Origin of the sequence: Bacillus sp. BP-3, from assembly GCF_028401955.1 — a bacterium.
In the GTDB taxonomy this organism is placed as follows: domain Bacteria; phylum Bacillota; class Bacilli; order Bacillales; family Bacillaceae_G; genus Bacillus_A.
This window is the reverse complement of the sequence record NZ_JAQOTJ010000003.1, coordinates 121,092-139,123: the sequence shown is the minus strand read 5'-3', so window position 1 is coordinate 139,123 and position 18,032 is coordinate 121,092. Positions and strand designations below refer to the sequence as shown.

17 protein-coding genes and 2 pseudogenes are annotated in these 18,032 nt (G+C 35.1%); 6 read left to right on the top strand and 13 right to left on the bottom strand.

Annotated features, from left to right (window positions below; all coding sequences use genetic code 11):
* Positions 1-187 precede the first annotated feature (187 nt).
* Complete coding sequence (locus PLX19_RS06120) at positions 188-1,519, bottom strand: D-serine ammonia-lyase (protein WP_272187618.1); 1,332 nt, start codon at positions 1,517-1,519, stop codon at positions 188-190.
* 159 nt (positions 1,520-1,678) lie between these two features.
* Between PLX19_RS06120 and PLX19_RS06115 the strand changes: the two genes are divergently transcribed.
* On the top strand, positions 1,679-2,233 hold the full coding sequence (locus tag PLX19_RS06115; RefSeq protein ID WP_272187617.1) for a helix-turn-helix domain-containing protein: 555 nt from the start codon (positions 1,679-1,681) through the stop codon (positions 2,231-2,233).
* 100 nt (positions 2,234-2,333) lie between these two features.
* Here the strand turns inward: PLX19_RS06115 and PLX19_RS06110 are convergent, their stop codons facing one another.
* Both PLX19_RS06110 and PLX19_RS06105 read right to left on the bottom strand, forming a co-directional pair.
* Positions 2,334-2,855: a cysteine hydrolase family protein gene (locus tag PLX19_RS06110; protein ID WP_272187616.1), complete on the bottom strand. Its 522-nt coding sequence runs from the start codon at positions 2,853-2,855 to the stop codon at positions 2,334-2,336.
* A 19-nt stretch (positions 2,856-2,874) separates the two neighbouring features.
* Positions 2,875-3,405: a GNAT family N-acetyltransferase gene (locus PLX19_RS06105; RefSeq protein ID WP_272187615.1), complete on the bottom strand. Its 531-nt coding sequence runs from the start codon at positions 3,403-3,405 to the stop codon at positions 2,875-2,877.
* Positions 3,406-3,650: 245 nt separating this feature from the next.
* Between PLX19_RS06105 and PLX19_RS06100 the strand changes: the two are divergent.
* The 4 genes and pseudogenes from PLX19_RS06100 to lsrF all read left to right on the top strand — a co-directional run.
* Positions 3,651-3,800: pseudogene (locus PLX19_RS06100) on the top strand (sugar-binding transcriptional regulator); the annotation flags it as partial.
* Positions 3,801-3,822: 22 nt separating this feature from the next.
* The gene (gene lsrK, locus PLX19_RS06095) at positions 3,823-5,385 is read left to right on the top strand and encodes an autoinducer-2 kinase (RefSeq protein ID WP_272187614.1); all 1,563 of its coding nucleotides are present in this window, start codon (positions 3,823-3,825) and stop codon (positions 5,383-5,385) included.
* A 24-nt stretch (positions 5,386-5,409) separates the two neighbouring features.
* The gene (locus PLX19_RS06090) at positions 5,410-5,766 is read left to right on the top strand and encodes a cupin domain-containing protein (RefSeq protein WP_272187613.1); all 357 of its coding nucleotides are present in this window, start codon (positions 5,410-5,412) and stop codon (positions 5,764-5,766) included.
* A gap of 13 nt (positions 5,767-5,779) precedes the next feature.
* The gene (lsrF, locus tag PLX19_RS06085) at positions 5,780-6,562 is read left to right on the top strand and encodes a 3-hydroxy-5-phosphonooxypentane-2,4-dione thiolase (RefSeq protein ID WP_272187612.1); all 783 of its coding nucleotides are present in this window, start codon (positions 5,780-5,782) and stop codon (positions 6,560-6,562) included.
* Positions 6,563-6,675: 113 nt separating this feature from the next.
* Here lsrF and PLX19_RS06080 read toward each other — a convergent pair whose 3' ends face one another.
* Positions 6,676-6,870 (bottom strand): DUF4083 family protein, encoded by a 195-nt coding sequence (locus PLX19_RS06080; protein ID WP_272187611.1) that lies wholly within the window; start codon positions 6,868-6,870, stop codon positions 6,676-6,678.
* 55 nt (positions 6,871-6,925) lie between these two features.
* Positions 6,926-7,495, bottom strand: coding sequence for a DJ-1/PfpI family protein (locus PLX19_RS06075; RefSeq protein ID WP_272187610.1), 570 nt, complete (start codon positions 7,493-7,495; stop codon positions 6,926-6,928).
* Positions 7,496-7,676: 181 nt separating this feature from the next.
* On the opposite strand from PLX19_RS06075, the gene PLX19_RS06070 reads away from it, so the two are divergent.
* Positions 7,677-8,207, top strand: a complete 531-nt coding sequence (locus PLX19_RS06070; RefSeq protein WP_272187609.1) for a GNAT family N-acetyltransferase — start codon at positions 7,677-7,679, stop codon at positions 8,205-8,207.
* A 331-nt stretch (positions 8,208-8,538) separates the two neighbouring features.
* Here PLX19_RS06070 and PLX19_RS06065 read toward each other — a convergent pair whose 3' ends face one another.
* The 8 genes and pseudogenes from PLX19_RS06065 to PLX19_RS06030 form a co-directional block, all read right to left on the bottom strand.
* Positions 8,539-9,036, bottom strand: coding sequence for an ACT domain-containing protein (locus tag PLX19_RS06065; RefSeq protein WP_272187608.1), 498 nt, complete (start codon positions 9,034-9,036; stop codon positions 8,539-8,541).
* A gap of 588 nt (positions 9,037-9,624) precedes the next feature.
* Positions 9,625-10,405, bottom strand: a pseudogene (locus PLX19_RS06060) (phosphotransferase).
* A gap of 960 nt (positions 10,406-11,365) precedes the next feature.
* Positions 11,366-11,596 carry a hypothetical protein gene (locus tag PLX19_RS06055; protein ID WP_272187607.1) on the bottom strand — a complete coding sequence of 77 codons (231 nt, stop codon included), beginning with the start codon at positions 11,594-11,596 and terminating at the stop codon, positions 11,366-11,368.
* Positions 11,593-11,859: a hypothetical protein gene (locus PLX19_RS06050; protein WP_272187606.1), complete on the bottom strand. Its 267-nt coding sequence runs from the start codon at positions 11,857-11,859 to the stop codon at positions 11,593-11,595. The genes PLX19_RS06055 and PLX19_RS06050 overlap by 4 nt, the downstream gene beginning before the upstream one ends.
* Before the next feature lie 36 nt (positions 11,860-11,895).
* Entirely contained in the window at positions 11,896-14,202 is a 2,307-nt protein-coding gene (locus PLX19_RS06045; protein WP_272187605.1) for a glycoside hydrolase, read from the bottom strand.
* A 101-nt stretch (positions 14,203-14,303) separates the two neighbouring features.
* Positions 14,304-15,701 carry a sensor histidine kinase gene (locus tag PLX19_RS06040; RefSeq protein ID WP_272187604.1) on the bottom strand — a complete coding sequence of 466 codons (1,398 nt, stop codon included), beginning with the start codon at positions 15,699-15,701 and terminating at the stop codon, positions 14,304-14,306.
* Positions 15,694-16,341 (bottom strand): response regulator transcription factor, encoded by a 648-nt coding sequence (locus PLX19_RS06035; RefSeq protein ID WP_272187603.1) that lies wholly within the window; start codon positions 16,339-16,341, stop codon positions 15,694-15,696. The genes PLX19_RS06040 and PLX19_RS06035 overlap by 8 nt, the downstream gene beginning before the upstream one ends.
* 653 nt (positions 16,342-16,994) lie before the next feature.
* On the bottom strand, positions 16,995-17,936 hold the full coding sequence (locus PLX19_RS06030; protein WP_429755138.1) for a metallophosphoesterase: 942 nt from the start codon (positions 17,934-17,936) through the stop codon (positions 16,995-16,997).
* Positions 17,937-18,032: the final 96 nt, after the last annotated feature.

Genomic DNA, 18,032 nt, shown 5'->3' with positions numbered 1-18,032 from the left:
ATCCCCCTTACTTATTATGAATTTTCCTAATTTTAAAAACAATTTAATTATAACCGAAACTGACGTTTTGGTAAATTTATCCTCGTTATAGAAATATATACAATCCAAAAGAAACTTATAAAAAACAAAAAGTACACCACTTTAGATAAGTGATGTACCCTTACATAATATATTAGAAAAAAATTGTTTATCCTTTTTGATAATATTCTTCCATAATTTGAGGTGGAACCATTCCTCCACCTGTTGCCCACATAATATGCGTTGCTTGTTTCATTTTCTCTTGCAGGTGATTTTCTTGAATATATTGCTGTTGTTTAAAGAGTTGAACTGGTCCATATACACTTGCCAATGCTGACGGCTCTAATTTTATTCCTTCTGTATCAGCCATAGCCTTTAGTAATCTATATAACGCTTCGTCACTTACTGTGTAACAGCCGCTTAATGACGGCTCCATCACTTTCCCTACAAATCCTGATGCTCTTCCTACCGCAAGTCCGTCCGCATCCGTCACATTATCAATACCAAAATCTTGGACAGAGATTTCATCGTGTAGACCTGTCAGTAAACCAATTAACATACAAGGAGAATGTGTTGGCTCCGCAAAGAAGCAATGTACATGGTCACCAAACAATAATTTCAAACCGAACGCTACGCCGCCAGGTCCGCCGCCAACACCACATGGTAAATAAACAAATAAAGGATGATCAGCATCAACAATAACGTTTTGATTTTGCAGTTGCTTTTGTAAACGAGAAGCAGCTACAGCGTATCCAAGGAATAAATTTTTTGAATTCTCATCATCAACAAAATAACACATTGGATCCGCTTCTGCTTGCTTTCTTCCTTCCTCTACTGCCTTACTATAATCCGCTGCATATTCAATAACAGTAACATTTTTACTGCGAAGTAAATCTTTTTTCCACTGTTTTGCATCAGCAGACATATGAACCGTCACATTAAATCCTAATTTAGCACTCATAATGCCGATACTAAGTCCTAAATTCCCCGTTGAACCTACTGCGATTGAATATTTCGAAAAGAACACGCGGAATGTATCACTATCTAAAATAGAATAATCATCTTGTTTATTTAATAAATGATGTTTCAAAGCTAAATCTTCTGCATGTTTCAGAACCTCATAAATCCCGCCTCTTGCTTTAATAGACCCTGATATCGGTAGATGACTATCACATTTTAGCAATACATTACCTTCGATATGCTGATTATACTCTTGTTCTAGATGTTGTTTCATAGAAGAAATTTCAACTAAAGGAGATTCAATAATTCCACCTGTATCTTTCGTTTCAGGAAAAGCTTTCGCAATATAAGGCGCAAAACGCTTTAACCTTTCCTCCGCATCCATTACATCATCTTTAGTAAGAGGAGCCTTTTTCATTCCTGTTTCAAATTCTTCTTTATTCGGATTCACCCAAAATACTTCCTTTGTCAAAACAAGTTGATTTAATAAAGGATGCTTTTCTTTTAACATTTGTATAGCTTCGCTGTCATACTTCTTCATTCGAATATTCTCCCTTCTTAATTCCTACTATATTATCATTTCAAAATTAAAATTTATTTATTATAATTAAAATAAATTTAACACATAAACATAATTAATTAAATATAAATTAATAAATTTTAATTTAATTTAACAGGAATGGATAAAAGGAGCATTAACATGAATGATATAAATGTTGGAGAGAAAATAGCAGAATACCGAAAAGCACAAGGATTAAGTAGCCGGGAGCTGGCGACACTCGTCAATATCACTCCTTCTATGTTAAGTCAAATTGAAAAGGGATCCGCAAACCCATCACTGCAAACTCTTAAGTTAATATCTGCAGCATTAAACATCCCTATGTTTAATTTCTTTTTGGAAAATACAAATGCTCAAAGTTTAGTTGTTAGAGCTGACCAGCGAAAAAAAATTACTTTTCCTGAAAGCGAAAGCTTATCATACGAGTTACTATCTCCCGATTTAAGCGGAGCACTCGAGCTTGCTCTTATGACTTTATTGCCGCAATCCGCTTCTTCCGAAAAACCGCTGGAACATAAAGGGGAGGAAATTGCATTTGTTTTAGAAGGAACTGTTACCCTATCTTTAAATCAAGAAACATTAACCTTACACAAAGGCGATAGTGTTAAAATTCCCTCTTACATGAAACACAAATGGGAAAATCCATATAAAAAGAAAGCAATAGTGATTTTTGCAATTACTCCACCTACTTTTTAATTAACAACAAAGCGCACTAGTAAATAAGCCAGCATTTCGAGGGATTCCTCCTAAAAATACTGGCTTAACTACCATGAAACAAAAATACAATGAACTTTCTCTAAATCAGTTTTATTTCTTTTACATCGACTATATCCGCAAACCAATCTAATACTTTGTTATGATGACGAATGATCTCCTCAGCTTGTAGTTGCTCTGAATCAAACGTACTATGCGCTCCTTGAATCAACGTTACTTTATACCCTTCACTAAACGCACGGCGAACGGTTGTATCGACGCAATATTCTGTTTGCAATCCACAAATGAAAAGATGTTCAATTCCTTTTTCTTGCAAAACTTCAAGAAGATTCGTCTCATAAAATGAATCCGGTGTTTCTTTTTCCACTACAACCTCATTTGGCATCGGGACAATTTTAGAATGAATGCGCCAACCTGCTGTTCCTTTTTCTAGTGGATGACCTTTAGAACCATTATGCTGAACATAAATAATTGGAATATCATGCGCACGACATTTTTGAGTGACTTCCTGTAAATTTTTCAATAATTCCGTGCCATTATGTACAGGTATACCCGCTGAATACATTCCTTCTTGGACATCAATTACTATAAGTGCTTGTTTCATTATAATCACTCCCTTTACCTTATGCTTTAAACTCCACCATCCAACAATCTTCCAATACCCCTTCATGCAATTCATGTTCTTTTAACACTTTCACTTTTTGAAACCCACACTTCTCATAGCAACCAATTGCTCTTTCATTACTTACTCTTGGATCCATCGCAATTGCGACTGCTCCAAACTCATTCATAATATATGTAATTGCAGCTTGTATAAGTTCTGTACCAATTCCCTGATTCCAGTACGCTGTTTCTCCGATAAATTGATCCATCCCCCACACATTTTCTCTCTCATCATATCCGTATAGCGCTTTCCATTCTGGATCTAAAGGATACATTTGTATATAACCAATAGATTGGTTTTGATATTCTACAATACACCTTTTCTCTCCCAAACCACTTATATAACGCTCTCGAACTTGCTGTGGTGATTGTGGTTTGTCTCGTCCTTCATAAAAACGTAAAACTTCAGGATTTGATAGCCAGTTTGATAAAGTTTGAACATCATTTTCTGTTACGTATCGAATGGATAGGTTTCCTTTTTCAAATATCATATAGTTCTTCCCCCTCTTGCAACATTACTGTATTCAACTTTTAATGAAATAACCCCTTCCTTTGAAAGGAAGGGGTTTGAAGAATCATCTTAGTTCAGCATTGAGTGTAATATTTTTTCAAACTCTATTTTTTCTCTACGTGTTTTATAGCATTATCTTTTTCTTCATATCTAAAGTTTATTATTCTCAAGTAAATTCCATCTTCTAACGGTATAAATAAAAATCCATGTACATATGTTGAAGAGATGGAAAACATGACACAACTGAACATTGAAGAAAATTTGTTAACGAAAACGGTTTACTATTATTATAAAAAACAACTTACCCCACAAAAAAATGCCTCCTTGCTACATATATCTAGAAATAACGTTGTCCGTTTACTAGAGAAGGTACGGGACTGAAGGAGCGTGAAATATAATGACTGCTCTATTAGCTTATGATGCTGGAACTGGTAGTATCCGAGCTGTCTTATTTGATTTACAAGGGAATCAACTTGCTGTTAGTCAACGAGAATGGGTTCACATAGAAAACTCACGATACCCAGGTTCAATGGATTTTGATGTAAAGGAAAACTGGAAGCTTATTCAAGACTGTACAAATGATGTACTACTAACAAGTGGAATCCCTTCTTCTTCTATTCAAGGAATTAGTGCAACAAGCATGCGTGAAGGACTTGTTTTATATGACAAGGATGGTACTGAAATTTGGGCGTGTGCCAATGTTGATAACCGTGCGGCAGCTGAGGTTACACAACTTAAGCAAATACACCCTCGCCTTGAACATGGTGTATATACAGTATCAGGGCAAACGTTCGCTTTAGGTGCATTACCAAGGTTACTGTGGATTACGAAACACCAACCAGAGATTTATGAAAAAGTACATTCTATTTCTATGTTAAATGATTGGATTTTATATAAACTGTGCGGCGTATTACAAGTTGACCCTTCCAATGGATGTACAACGGGAATTTTCAATTTACAAAATAGAAATTGGGCTCCAGAATTAGCAGCCCAATGTAGACTCTCCTCTATACCCTCACCACAAATAAATGAAGCAGGAACTATTATTGGAAACGTAACAAAACAATGTGCAGCAGAAACTGGATTATTCGAGGGAACGCCTGTTGTTACTGGAGGCGGAGATGCGCAAATGGCTTCTCTCGGTTCTGGAGTTGTCAAAAGCGGGCAAACTTTCATTTGTGGCGGAAGTTTTTGGCAACAAGAAGTAAACGTAAGCAATCCTATACTAGATCCAAACGCTCGCATTCGTGTAAATTGTCACGTTCTTCCTGCTCTTTGGCAATACGAAACAATTGCCTTTTTTCCCGGTCTTGTTATGCGCTGGTTTCGCGATGCTTTCTGTCAAGAAGAAAAACAACAAGCAAAAGAACTAGGTATCGATGCTTACGAATTATTAGAAGAACAAGCAAAACATGTCCCAGTTGGATCGCACGGTATCATTCCGATTTTTTCTAATGTCATGAACTATATTTCTTGGCGCCATGCGTCTCCCTCTTTTTTAAATTTAAGCTTAGATTCTAAAAAATGCGGGAAGAAAGAAATATTTCGAGCTATTGAAGAAAATGCTGCTTTCGTGACATATGGGAATTTAAAGTTAATTGAAGAATTAACTGGTCAATTTCCGAAAGAAGTAGTCTTTGCCGGAGGGGCATCAAAGGGAAAATTATGGTGCCAAATTGTAGCTGATGTATTAGGTGTTCCTGTAAAAGTACCAGTGGTCAAAGAAGCAGCCGCTTTAGGAACAGCGATTGTAGCAGGGATTGGCACCGGTATTTATCATTCAATGGAGTCTATTTCTGAACAATTTGTAAAATGGGAAACTACTTATATACCGAACAACGAAAACCATAAACAATACCAAAAACTATACAAAAACTGGAATAATGTATATCAGCAGCAACTCCAATTAGCTGATCAAGGCTATACTTCTCATATGTGGATTGCACCTGGCGCTCTATAAATTGTTACACAAGGAGTGAAAAGCATGTTAAAAGTAAATGAAGAAGATTTCTCCTACCGCTTCGGTGATAGTGGACCAAAATATTTAGTAAAGGGCCCTAATATTGATATAGGTGTTGTTGTCATTAAACCAGGACAAGATTTTCAAAACCACTATCATACAACCTGTGAAGAAATTTTCTATGCATTAGAAGGTGAAATAGATTTCTATATAAATCACGTAAAGGTACCTATTAAACAAGGTGACGTCTTACAAGTTCAACCTCATGAATCTCACTATCTCATCAACCGTTCTTCACAAAATTTTAAAGCTCTCTTTATTAAATCACCTCATTTGCAAGAAAAAGATACTGTGCAAACAAAAAATCCAAACTGTAATTAAGGAGTGATACCCTATGACTTGGGGATTTCAAAATCGCCTAAATACTATTTTGCCTGATGGAAAAGCAGTTATGTTAGCAATTGACCACGGTTACTTCTTAGGACCAATACATGGATTGGAACAACCTCATGAAACGGTAAAAAACCTTCTTCCATACACAGACTCCCTTTTTTTAACGAGAGGCGTTCTTAATTCTTGTATACCAGAAGATTGTAAAACTCCTATGGTTCTTCGTGTATCTGGTGGGGCTACTGTAGTTGGAAAAGATCTTTCGAATGAAACAATTGTTACTCCAATAAAAGAAGCTTTGCGTCATAACGTGGCTGGAGTTGGCGTATCTGTCTTTGTTGGCTCTGATTATGAAACACAAACTGTAACAAACCTTGCGAATGTTGTATCTGAAGCGCACGATTATGGTTTACCTGTACTTGGAATTACTGCGGTAGCAAAAGAACTGCAAAAACGAGAAGCACGTTTTTTAGCGTTAGCTTCACGCGTATGTGTTGAAATGGGGGCTGATATCATTAAAACGTATTATTGTGAAGGCTTTGAAAAAATAACAAGTACATGTCCGGCTCCAGTAGTTATTGCAGGGGGACCAAAGTTAGACACAATTGAAGCAGTGCTTACAATTACATACAATGCACTGCAAGAAGGTGCAGTAGGTATTGATATGGGGCGGAATATTTGGCAATCTGAACATCCGATCGCAATGATTCAATCTATTCATAGTATCGTAAAAAATGGATTAAATGTAAAAGAAGCCCTAGAATTATATAATACTATTATAAGTTAACCATTCAGACAGCATTTATGTTCACGATATAAGAACAAGTAATTTGCTTTATCCAAATCACTTGTTCTTTTCTAATTTCATATATTTTCTTACTTGTTATATCAAGCATGTTGTTAATTTTTCTCTTTCTCTTCCAACATCTCAATTAATCTATCTAATTTCTTCTCAATTTCAACTAAAGAAGTGCTTTGACTAGATTGATTGACGAGTCTTGAGCGTATAAAAGCACCGAGCGAAATAAAAAATACCAGTATTAAAGCGAAGAAAAGAATAGTAAACATGATATTTATAATTGAAAAGTGGTCCAACATCCTATCCCCCTATTTCTTCTTTATTGAAATTCTCTTTAAAAAGATTCTTAAGTTAAGAGGTTATCCCCTTACAAAACCTTAATGTTGAATCTAACTTTTCTTTCTCTTTCAGCAAGTCCATTAATTGACAAACAGCTACTGCAAACTCTGCAAATGCAGTACCCTTTGCAGTAATTATTGTATTTTCTACCTCAATATCTGCTCCCGTATATATCGATGTTTCAAATAGGGATTTGTTATTCTCATATGTATGCTGAAGACACGTAAATTTTCTACCGTTAAGTATCCCTGCCTTCCCCAACAAAATAGCGGAAGCGCATATAGAAGCAATGGGAATTTTTAAGTTAAAAGCGTTCATTAGCATCTTACTAACAATTGCCTCATCTAATATTTTATGAATACCATCTCCTCCAGAAATAAGAATTAGATCAAATTCATTTAGTTTAATTTCAGATAAAGAAGCTTCAACTTGGGTCCATAACCCACCAATACTTTCTACTGGGTTACCATCTACGGAGACAGTAGTAATTTTCGCTTTACCCATTTTTCTAAGTAAAAATAGTACATGAGCTATTTCAAAATCAGCATATTCTGGATAAGCAAGAAACAATACCTTTTTCATACAATAATCCTACTCCTTTACACTTATGATTCGATTACTTATAAAACCTTAAACATTCCTATCCGATACTTTCAGAATAAATTGCGAAATTTTTCACCACCAAATTGTTAGAATAATCAATATAAAATATTGTATAATAAAAGAAGTAATGAAAATCTACTATAATCGGACGGTGTTATATATGAATGAGAATCTTACCATACAAGAATACTCTTCTGACTATCAATCTCAAATTTTAGATTTAATTCTCTCCATTCAACAAGATGAATATAATATGCCTATTTCAAAAGAGGATCAACCTGACTTACTTAAGATAGAAAGCGTTTATCAATCTGGAAACGGTAACTTTTGGATAGCACTTTATCAAGGAGAAGTTGTAGGAACTATCGCCCTTTTAGATATTGGCAATCATCAAGTAGCATTGAGAAAAATGTTTGTAAAAAAAGAGTATAGAGGAAAAATATTTCAAGCAGCTAGTCTTTTATTACATAATGCGATTGTTTGGGCAAAGACAAAAGAAGTAAAAGAAATATACCTAGGAACGACGTTACAGTTTGTAGCGGCCCACAGGTTTTACGAGAAGCATCATTTTGAAAATATAGAAATTGATACATTACCTACAAATTTCCCTGTCATGCAAGTAGATAAAAAATTTTATAAATACATTGTTCATAATTTACCAATTCATTCACCTACTTTACCGTTTCACTAAAAAAATGTTTTAGACTGTTTAAAAATGGTTGTAGACTGAAAAATTATTTTCTATATATGAAAGCATCTTTTGTTAAAATAAAACCAATGTATCACAAAAAATTTAAAAGTCTCTTCAGAAGACCTGAAAAGACTTCCGTTCGCATAATTAGTGGTATCGGATGTTACATTATAAATAGTCTTTTAGTTCAAGATGATTTCATTACTTCTTCTAAAATCTTATTTACAAACTCACTTTTACATTCCGTATAACTCACTCGATCATTTACTATATTTGCTAATTCCTTTTTTATGAGCATCATAACTTTATTTCAAATCCACAGTAATATCTTTTAACAAGGCACAGCACTTAGTTTATCTTTATTGATTTTCCTACAAAATCTGTTCAATTCATTGAAAGCTTCCCATAATGCATCCACTGCTCCCTTTCTATCTTCTTCTTTTACCAAAACCCAAATCGTCTTATGACTATCAGCTGCTTGTAAGATTTGCACACCTTTTTTCCATAAAGCAGTACTGACTTGTGCTACGATTCCAGGCACCCCAGAAAATTCGGCTGTTCCTTCTATGGTTATCTTAATACACCCTGGATTGATTTCAGGAATATAGTCTAACTGTTCGATAATTGTAGTTGCCTTTGCTAATTTTTCATTCTCTACAGAAAATAAGACTTCCTCTACAGATATGTGTACAAAATCAACCTTAATTTTCCCTTTAACAATCTGATCAAATATCGGCATTGGGAACATAGTATCTATTTCTTTTTTCTTTACCTTTATTTGATTTATTGGTGAACTACAAAAAATATTTGTTTTAAATATTTCACTCATAATCATAATCTCCCATCTTTAAAACCATTCATTTTTTCAACCTTTATACTCTTTATATTTTTCAGAACATTACTTCTCATTTTAAATTAAAAGAATAGCTCAGTAAATCCAAAATTTGTATTTTTTAATTACTAAAAATAACATAAAAAATAGGACTGTCCTCTAATTCAGAGTAATTAAGATTTCGCCGATAACACGTTAAAATCATACCCTATGACATTTATTAGAATGTGAGACTGTAAATTTCTTACGCTAAAGGATATATCAACTGAAAATGAATTTTTTTGGTGACTCTAAGTGGTGCTTTTATATTCTGCTTCTTAAATCGATTTTTTATAATCAAAAGCTAATTCAAAAACAAATTACTAAAACCGTAATATTTCAACGTTTTAGATTATATTCATTTACAATGTTTGTTTTAACTTATACTAAGCAAATTTCAGCATAAAATAAGCCGCTTTTTCTACTCCAAGAAAAAAAGCGGCTTATTTATTACATATTAGTGTGTAATTAGAAGCGGTTATGAGGGTTCTTAGATGTTTGGGAATATTTATATAATGGTGGAATTATCCAAAAGAAACTATGAACTTAAATCCACTCTTTTCCGTGTTCGCGAATGAATCGAAGTTCCTCTTCATAATGATCATAATGTCCTTCGTCGATCATTTTTCGAAACGCCATATCGCCTTCTTTGGCTTTCCTTTGTATGGTTTTACATAATCCTTCTACTCGTAGCAATACCATTTCTAAAAACCCTTTTTCTATTCCCTCCATACCATAGGAATCAAAAAACAATTTAACCCTTTGTTTGATCCGCTCAGCATCCTTTAACGAATCATAATAAATAGCTATAAAGCCTACTTAAAGGAACGCAAGTGTAAAGCGTATAGGCGATATCCCAAAGTCTTGGACCAGGAGCAGCCAAATCAAAATCAATCACCCCTACTGGTTTTTCGCGATTAAAGATAATGTTATAGATAGCAAAATCATTATGGCACATCACCTCAAATGGCTGCGGGGTGTTATCAATAGGTTGCCAACGTTCTTCCACTGAAAAATCACTCACCGCATCATGATAGAGACGAAGCATTTTTGCAATCTCTTTTAAAGTCTCATCCGACCACATGTATTTTTTTAACGGATAATTGCCAGCTTCTCCTTCGATAAAGGATAAAATCTCTCTGCCTTTTTCATCAATACCTAAAAACTTTGGCACACCGTTTAAGCCTTTGTTTTCAAGGTGTTTTAGCAATGTATGAATTTTAACACTATCAGGCTTTAATTCTCGTCGAACCGTATCTCCCAAACGATATACATTGGAGACATTCCCTCCTGTTAGTGCTTCTTCTTTTTCGTACTGACTTTTCATTAAAATCCCCCCAATTTAGGGACTCTATGATTGTGTCAATAGAGATGTATTTTTACCCATAAATAAAAGCAGATATACAAAGGTATCTGCTCGGCAATGGGAATTTAATTGTCCACACCATGTATCCCTTGAATGATTTAAGATAGACAAATAAACGCATCCTTAAGAACCAAGGACCGCCACTGTCTCTATCCAATTAAATAATCATTTCAAGGTATTCCACATATGTACAGATTCCCCTTTCTTTACATCTCTAAATTAGATATTACCAGGGACTTCCAACCAAGAAAAGACTTTTGTATAAAGTTTTTAAATTATTTTGCTATTTAGTTGAAAAAATCAAAAAAGACCCCTCAACAACATTATAAGAATCTACGCTTAAGCTTGTCCTCATGATTCAAAAAATAGGAAAAGAATCCTTTCTTCTGTTCCATTTTCTGTTCTTCTTATCTCTCTTTCAAGGTCGTTTTCAAACTCTCGATGAGCAGTCGATCACGTGTTTCCAAGTTTTCAAATAGGAGTAGCGTCCTATCACCATCAAGTTAAAAAGAACAGGTTACCCCAAAACAATAAAAACGAGCAAAATGCACAAAATTTTCATAATGGGGGTATTAGGTGATCTTAAGTTGATAGGCATATATGGTGACCCCATATAGATTATTTACTCTTCCCCAAAAGATTTCACAACTTTATAAGATACAGAATATCCTGGAGTTTCTGCATTTATTTTTTCGATGATTTTGTCTTGTATTGATTCACCAATATCAGTAAAAAAGTTTACTTTTTTAGTTACAGACCAAATATGGAGTCTGTGTAGCAATGGAACCAAATCACACAATAAGCATTAGCGAACATTAATTACATATGTTTTAAAGAAAGACCCCCCCAAATGGGAAGATCTCCTGACTTTATAAATAAGTTTTTACACTGACTGCCGTAATACATAAACGCCTACAAGTTTTAGCTGGAAGTTATAGCAAAGAACGCTTCCGCCAACCTCTTATTGTATTTTGTATTTTCATCTGTCCATTTTGTTCCTAAGTTACCGGGCCAGCCCGAAGTATTTGCGAAGTACCTAAGAAGCTCCAATCCTTCTAATCCTTGTTTTATTCCTTTTCTATATGAATCTGTCATATGAGACACCACGATTTTTGTGTTTACTTCTAGATCTTTCAGTTCTTCATCAGTCAAGTTGGAAAGAGCCAATCCACATCGATGCAATTGAATAACCCAAATGATGTACCGTCGTGCCCTACAGTATTCGGATTAAATCCGCTCTCGTGTTGAGCGATGAAGAGCGGAATCCATGGCGGTATATCATACTGCTTTGCTATATGAGTGATTGTCTCTTTTACTTTACGCACTTCCTGCTTATGCGTATACTCTCCATAGATTGCACGGAAAGCCACTATAACCGCAATGATTAGGACCAGAACTGACACAATCCTTTTCATTGATATCTCCCTCTCCTTGCACAAACAAAAATCATTCTAGTATTTCGATGCATCCCATACTTTTTTGGAATGCCCATCATATATAACAGCTGTTTTTCCTTTTATCTCCTCGCTCTTATATTTAAACGATTTGTTTGAAAAATTCACAATGACTTTCATATCCTCTCCGAACTCCGTACATTGAACTAAACGATCTTCAGAAAGAATCTTAAAGTTTGTCATTGGTTTTGTCACTGCTTTTTGATGAAAATCAGACCAGATGTTTACATAGGAAACAATCATATCCTTATTGGTATTCCACGTATCCTTGTCGATATGGTATAACGGTGGAACATTGTATAATAACTCGGACAGCATTCTGTTTCCAACTTCATCTTTGATTTTCAAGCTTCCCCATTCCCAATGATGCGTCGTAATCACCGAATCATTGTATATAAGCTTATAAAGAGGGATAGAATATACTGGATCTAGATAAATGTGTTGGTACAATGGTTTGATTGGCACAGTCTTGCTGTAACGTTCAGGTGTTGCATCATTTGACGACCAATAGTCGCCTACATAGTACGGACTCGTTTTATTCTCTCTCATATCCTCGTCATCCCATTTAATTACAGGTGTTTCAATACCATGTGCGAAAGTAATAACATTGCTTGCAAAATCATTACCACCTTCTGAACCAACTACCATATGCTTTTCCTTTCCAATATAATCCATCCTTTGCAACCTTGCCTTCAAATCCTGTGCTTGCGTTGTAATATGACCTGGAGAATAATCATCATATATTTCACCAGTCGCATCACAATCTACAAACCAAGAATTGAATGGAATACCATTCTGTAAAATACTACCTGTACGTTGCTTCACACTAGGTAACGATAGAGTCGGATTCAGTTTTCTTCCTTTTCCTAAGAAACCTTTTATTTTTTCTCCATTCTTATTTGTAATGGTCGCCTTTTCGTATAAACTCTTATCTTCAAAAGAAGCAGTGTTCCAATCTTTGCTTGCAGTCTCCTGAATAGAGTGATAAGAATCATAAGGACCAATAAGATACCCTAAATCATTTGCTTCTTTCACCATGCCCGGGTTCATTAAACCGTTTGACCAATTTGGCAAACCAATCCAAGCATGTTTGATTCCTGATTGGCGCATGTCCTCAATTAAATTAGTAGAATCCTGTTTACCCCACTGCTCGATATCATCTGCTGCATCCTTAAGCTTACTTTTTAGTAATAGTTTATTGAGTGTATACAGTTCTTGTTCACTTAAATGAGAAATTCCTTTCTCCAACAATTTTTTCGATTCGTTGTCCGTATTCGGGAATATTGCATTATTATAGAACTGATCTAGTTTCAGTACTTTATTAAACGAACGAATAATTATATTTTTTTGATATTTATCAATATATTCTTGTTTATTCAATTCGCTAATAGCTGCTTCAAACTCTGTGGAGCCGTCTTCTGTCTGCTTCAGCAATTGTTCCATCCAAGCGATAAACGGGTCATCCAATTTACTCTTCAACTGATTCCAACGAATATTCTCCACTGTAATTGCATTCTCATTCCATAAATAGATATGAGGAGCACCGTACAGTTTTTTGATGTTCGGATTTTCTTTCGCTTTCTCCGTAAGTGTTTTGAACTCTCCTTTCTCCTTTATATAGTTCTTATACACTTGAGCGATTTGAGAAGGGTCAGGATCCGTCACATATAATCTGAATCCATACTCCTTATTTGGATTAATTGATGGAAACTTATGAGTAAAGCTAAATTGTATATTACCATCCGTATTGAAATGGATGCTATCGTTAAACATATTGTTCGCAATATATACAATCGAATATTTAGACTTATCCAATGCAAAGAACCTCATAGAAAAACTTTCAATAAATGAAAACTCTTCATCCTTCAAGAATTCTTTCCAATATGGGTCATCAGCTGGTATTCGCTTACCTTCCCATAGAGGCAAAGTATAACTATTTGCACTTACTTTTGGCCATTCGAATTGTTTTGCCCCATCTGATTTCAGCGTAATATCCAAATAATATTTCTTTTTCTCTACCTTGATTTCCATCTTATCGTCTGGATAGCTCCACGACACCAGGCGGTCTGTCTTTTTTACATCCGCAACCTTTTTCTTTGGAACAGGAAGAGAAGCACTTTCCTTTACGCCATCCTTCTCCACGACGATTTCACCAGTTTCTGGTGTAACGTCAAATGAGAAGTCACTGTATTGAAATTTGTGCCCCTCATTTATCTTCTTCTTTTCACCCTTTGCATAATACACAGAGGGAAACGTGATAAGTAATAAAACAGAAATAATCACATAACAAATTGCTTTTTTCATCTTGTAAACCTCCTTCTGTCACCTACTATAAGTCCACATTGTGACGCCAATGTTACAAACTCGGTAAAATAACAAAAAAGCAGCTATCCATTCACATATGGCTAGCTGCTTTTTTTGCCGGAAGAGACACTCTTCGGAAAACAAATATAAAATTGAATGATGTCCTCACATAGGGACACACCGTAATCAAATTGATGGCGGTTCAGAATAGACTGGACAATTGTTAATCCTAGACCAGTGCCAGATTTATCTTTGCTTCGTGAAGATTCAATCACATAAAAGGGCTCCCAAATATTTTCAATCTCCGTTTCCTTTATATTTGTACCGTTCTCCACTGTGAAGAGAATTCTATCCTCCTTTTCTTCAAATCGTATATCAATTTTCTTATTTTGTGTGTACTTGATGGCATTACTAAGCAGATTGTTTAGCACCTTCTCAATCTTGCTGAGGTCTGCTGTGATCCATAATGCCTTATCTTCCTGTTGGATCGAAAGATGAATTTCTTTAAGCTGGATTTCAATTTCATGCTTCGCCAAACAATGTTGAAACAAAGCTAGCAAATCGAATGGCTCCTTGTGCAATTCTTCCCGCTCTATCCTTGAAAATTCGAGCAATTCGTCTATTAACGCAGATATATTATCAGTTTGCTTCAATATTGTATGAACATACGTGCCATCATCTAAGCCGTCCTGAATGCCTACGGAATATGCTTTAATTAAAGATAGGGGTGTTTTTAGCTCATGCGTAATATCTGACATGAACAGTTTTAAGTTTTTGTTTTTTCTATTTAAATCCTCATGCGCCACTTTCAATGCATCACTCATTACATTAATACTATTGGCTAGATCTTCGATTTCATCATTTGTCCGTATATTAGTTTTTTTGAAATCTAGCATGGCGATATTTTTAGAAATATCTGTCAACTTCTGTAAAGGGCTTGTAATTTTCCGCGACCATATCCATACCAATACAACGAGAACAAAAATAGCAAAAATGAGGACATACAGGTTAAACGTATTAATGATATAGGCTGTTTCATTAAAATGTACGATAGATTCACCTACCATTATAAATACGCCCTCCTTTACCGTATAACTTGTCAAAAAACTCGACTTCAGCTTCCCTTGGTCGTATAGCTTATTTACAAGGGTTCCGTTTTTCACGTTCTGCAATGTTTCCTTTGTAACCCAAAACTTATTCAATGTCAGCCCCTTTTTTGCCAGCTGTGCACGCAGCGACCAATTGAAACTTTCCTCATCATTGCTGATGGGCTCATATACAATTGTCAAGTTATGTTTTTTCTCGAGGTCCGCCACAGAATTTATAAAATCATTGTATTCCATAGATGTAATTTCTTTTGAAATGGCATTTAAATCCTGTTTCACTCTGTGTACATAATAGCGGGGCAAAAAATAGTTGGTAATCAACATAGAGAACGAAAAAATACAAATAATACAAACAGAGATGGTAATGGCAAATTTTCTCCCGAGTTTATTCATTTCCTTTCTCCATGCTATATCCCATTCCCCTATGTGTCTTAATTAAATCCGTACCTATTTTTTCTCTCAATCGTCTCACATGGGTATCTACCGTTCGCTCTTCACCGAAATAATCAATCCCCCATACAAGATCCAGTAAATCCTTGCGTGACAAAATACTGCCTTGATTCCGCAAAAAACAGCTCATAAGCTCAAACTCTTTCTTCGTCAATTCTAAATCTTCATCATCTTTATAAACTTTCTTCGCCTGCATATCAACTTTAATATTGTGTATATATATGACCTTATCCTCTTTCAGCAGTTTTTTCGCCCGCGTTAGCAAAATACCTGGGTGAAACGGCTTTTTCACATAATCATCCGCACCCGTGTTTAGTGCCATCAGCTCGTCTTCATGCTCGCTTTTCGCTGTCAGCATCAATACCTTTACATCGCTGTGCTTCTTCACTTCTTTACACACATTAAGCCCGTTAACATAGGGCATCATCCAATCCAAAATCACTAAATCAATTTTCGTTCCGTAAAATATATTGAGGGCCTGCTCTCCATCTTCAGCTAGAAACACATGATAACCTTCTCGCTCAAAATAAGCTTTTAAAATCCGCAGCATATCCTTTTCATCGTCTACAATCAGTACGTTCATATTTCCTCCATCAATAATTTATTCTTATGATTTTGTTCAGAATTCTAAAAAAATAATTTTCGTAAGTTCATCACCAAAAGACGGAGGTGACATATAGATAGATGTACACTCCACTCCGAGTTGCCACTCTCCGTTCCGTGTATGAAAAATGAGTCATTTTCAAAAAATCAACCCCATGTTACGGTGATGAACCAAAAATTACATTTCTTATTACCTCTTATACCACCTAATACTTCTTATATAAAATTTCTCCGTTGCTACACACCCTCCATTTTTCTAAATGAGTCATATAAATCGTTTTCTTTTTACCTTTTTCCAAAAGATAATTTTAAAATCCATAGCACTCTCTATCACCTTTTTTCATCGTGAACTCTCCGATATTGATTTCTCTTTCTATCGATTATAATTAAAAAGTGAAGCAGAATACATATTCTGTGTCATTTTTAATAGAAACCCTGTCACATCGCCAGCAATTTAAGATCTTATGTCACCTTCTAAATGAAAATTTGGTGTCTTTTAAAACAATAAGACTTATTTTTATTCTTTTAGGGTAATTCATTTTTGTCAGCAGGATCCCCCTAACTACAACCAAATTTTAAATATAGCAAGATTGACTTCATCATATCTAACAAATCTTTCATTTTAACTTAACGTTATGAATTTCTTAATGAAAGGACAGAGAGTTCTGGTTTACTCAAAAAGCGCAAGGGCATTCTTGTCGTTCCAATACCACAATTTACATACAGTTGTAACGGTCTCGTTTTCCCTTGTAATGAATACAATCCTTCTACATATTGATCTGCTAATTTAGTAGTGATGATAGGACCAATAAATGGAAGTTGCACTTGTCCTCCATGACTGTGACCAGATAGTTGAAGATCAACTGGATATGCAAGAACCTCATCTACCGTATCCGGTTCATGCACTAGCAGTATGTTAAAATCTTTTTCTTGTAAATGCTGAAGGGTAGGTTGCACCTTTGGTTTGCCAAGTAAAAAGTCATCAAGACCAGAAATCGTAATATAGTCACCATTGTTTGCCTTGATTTTTGTCGTTTCATTGGCCAAAACAGTAAAACCCGCTTCCTCCATATACTGTTTGTACAAATACCCTCCGCCTCCCCCGCGGTCATGATTGCCAAATACCGCATATTTTCCAAGAGGAGCATGAATTTGTGACAAAATCGTTTGTGTTTCTTTTCTTTTAGAACCATACTCTGCAAATTTATCAATTAAATCACCTGTAAAAACTACAATATCGGGTTTCAGTTCATTTATTTGATCGACTAGCTTTTTTTGCTGCTCATGAGAAAAATTAGGTCCGAAATGTGTGTCTGAAAACTGTACAATCTTTACACCTTGAAATCCTTTGGGAATATTAGGGCTTTCGATATCAGTCCATGTAATGGACAATGATTTCGGTTCAAACTGAAACGCATATAAATAAATAGCGATTGGGAAAATGAAGATTATAAGGAAAATGATACATGCTCGCTTAAACTTCCATCGGGACATCCCTCTTTTTGATTGTTTCAAAGAATGGATTGGCTTTACTATTAGTCCATTTTTCTGAGTGTATTCTAAACTATCTTTCATACGTCACCTCTGTATTTATCATAAAAAACTACTATTTAAAAATTGTTATAGCATTTTTATGTTACAGGTATTTGTCATTTTGGAGATTCATGTGAA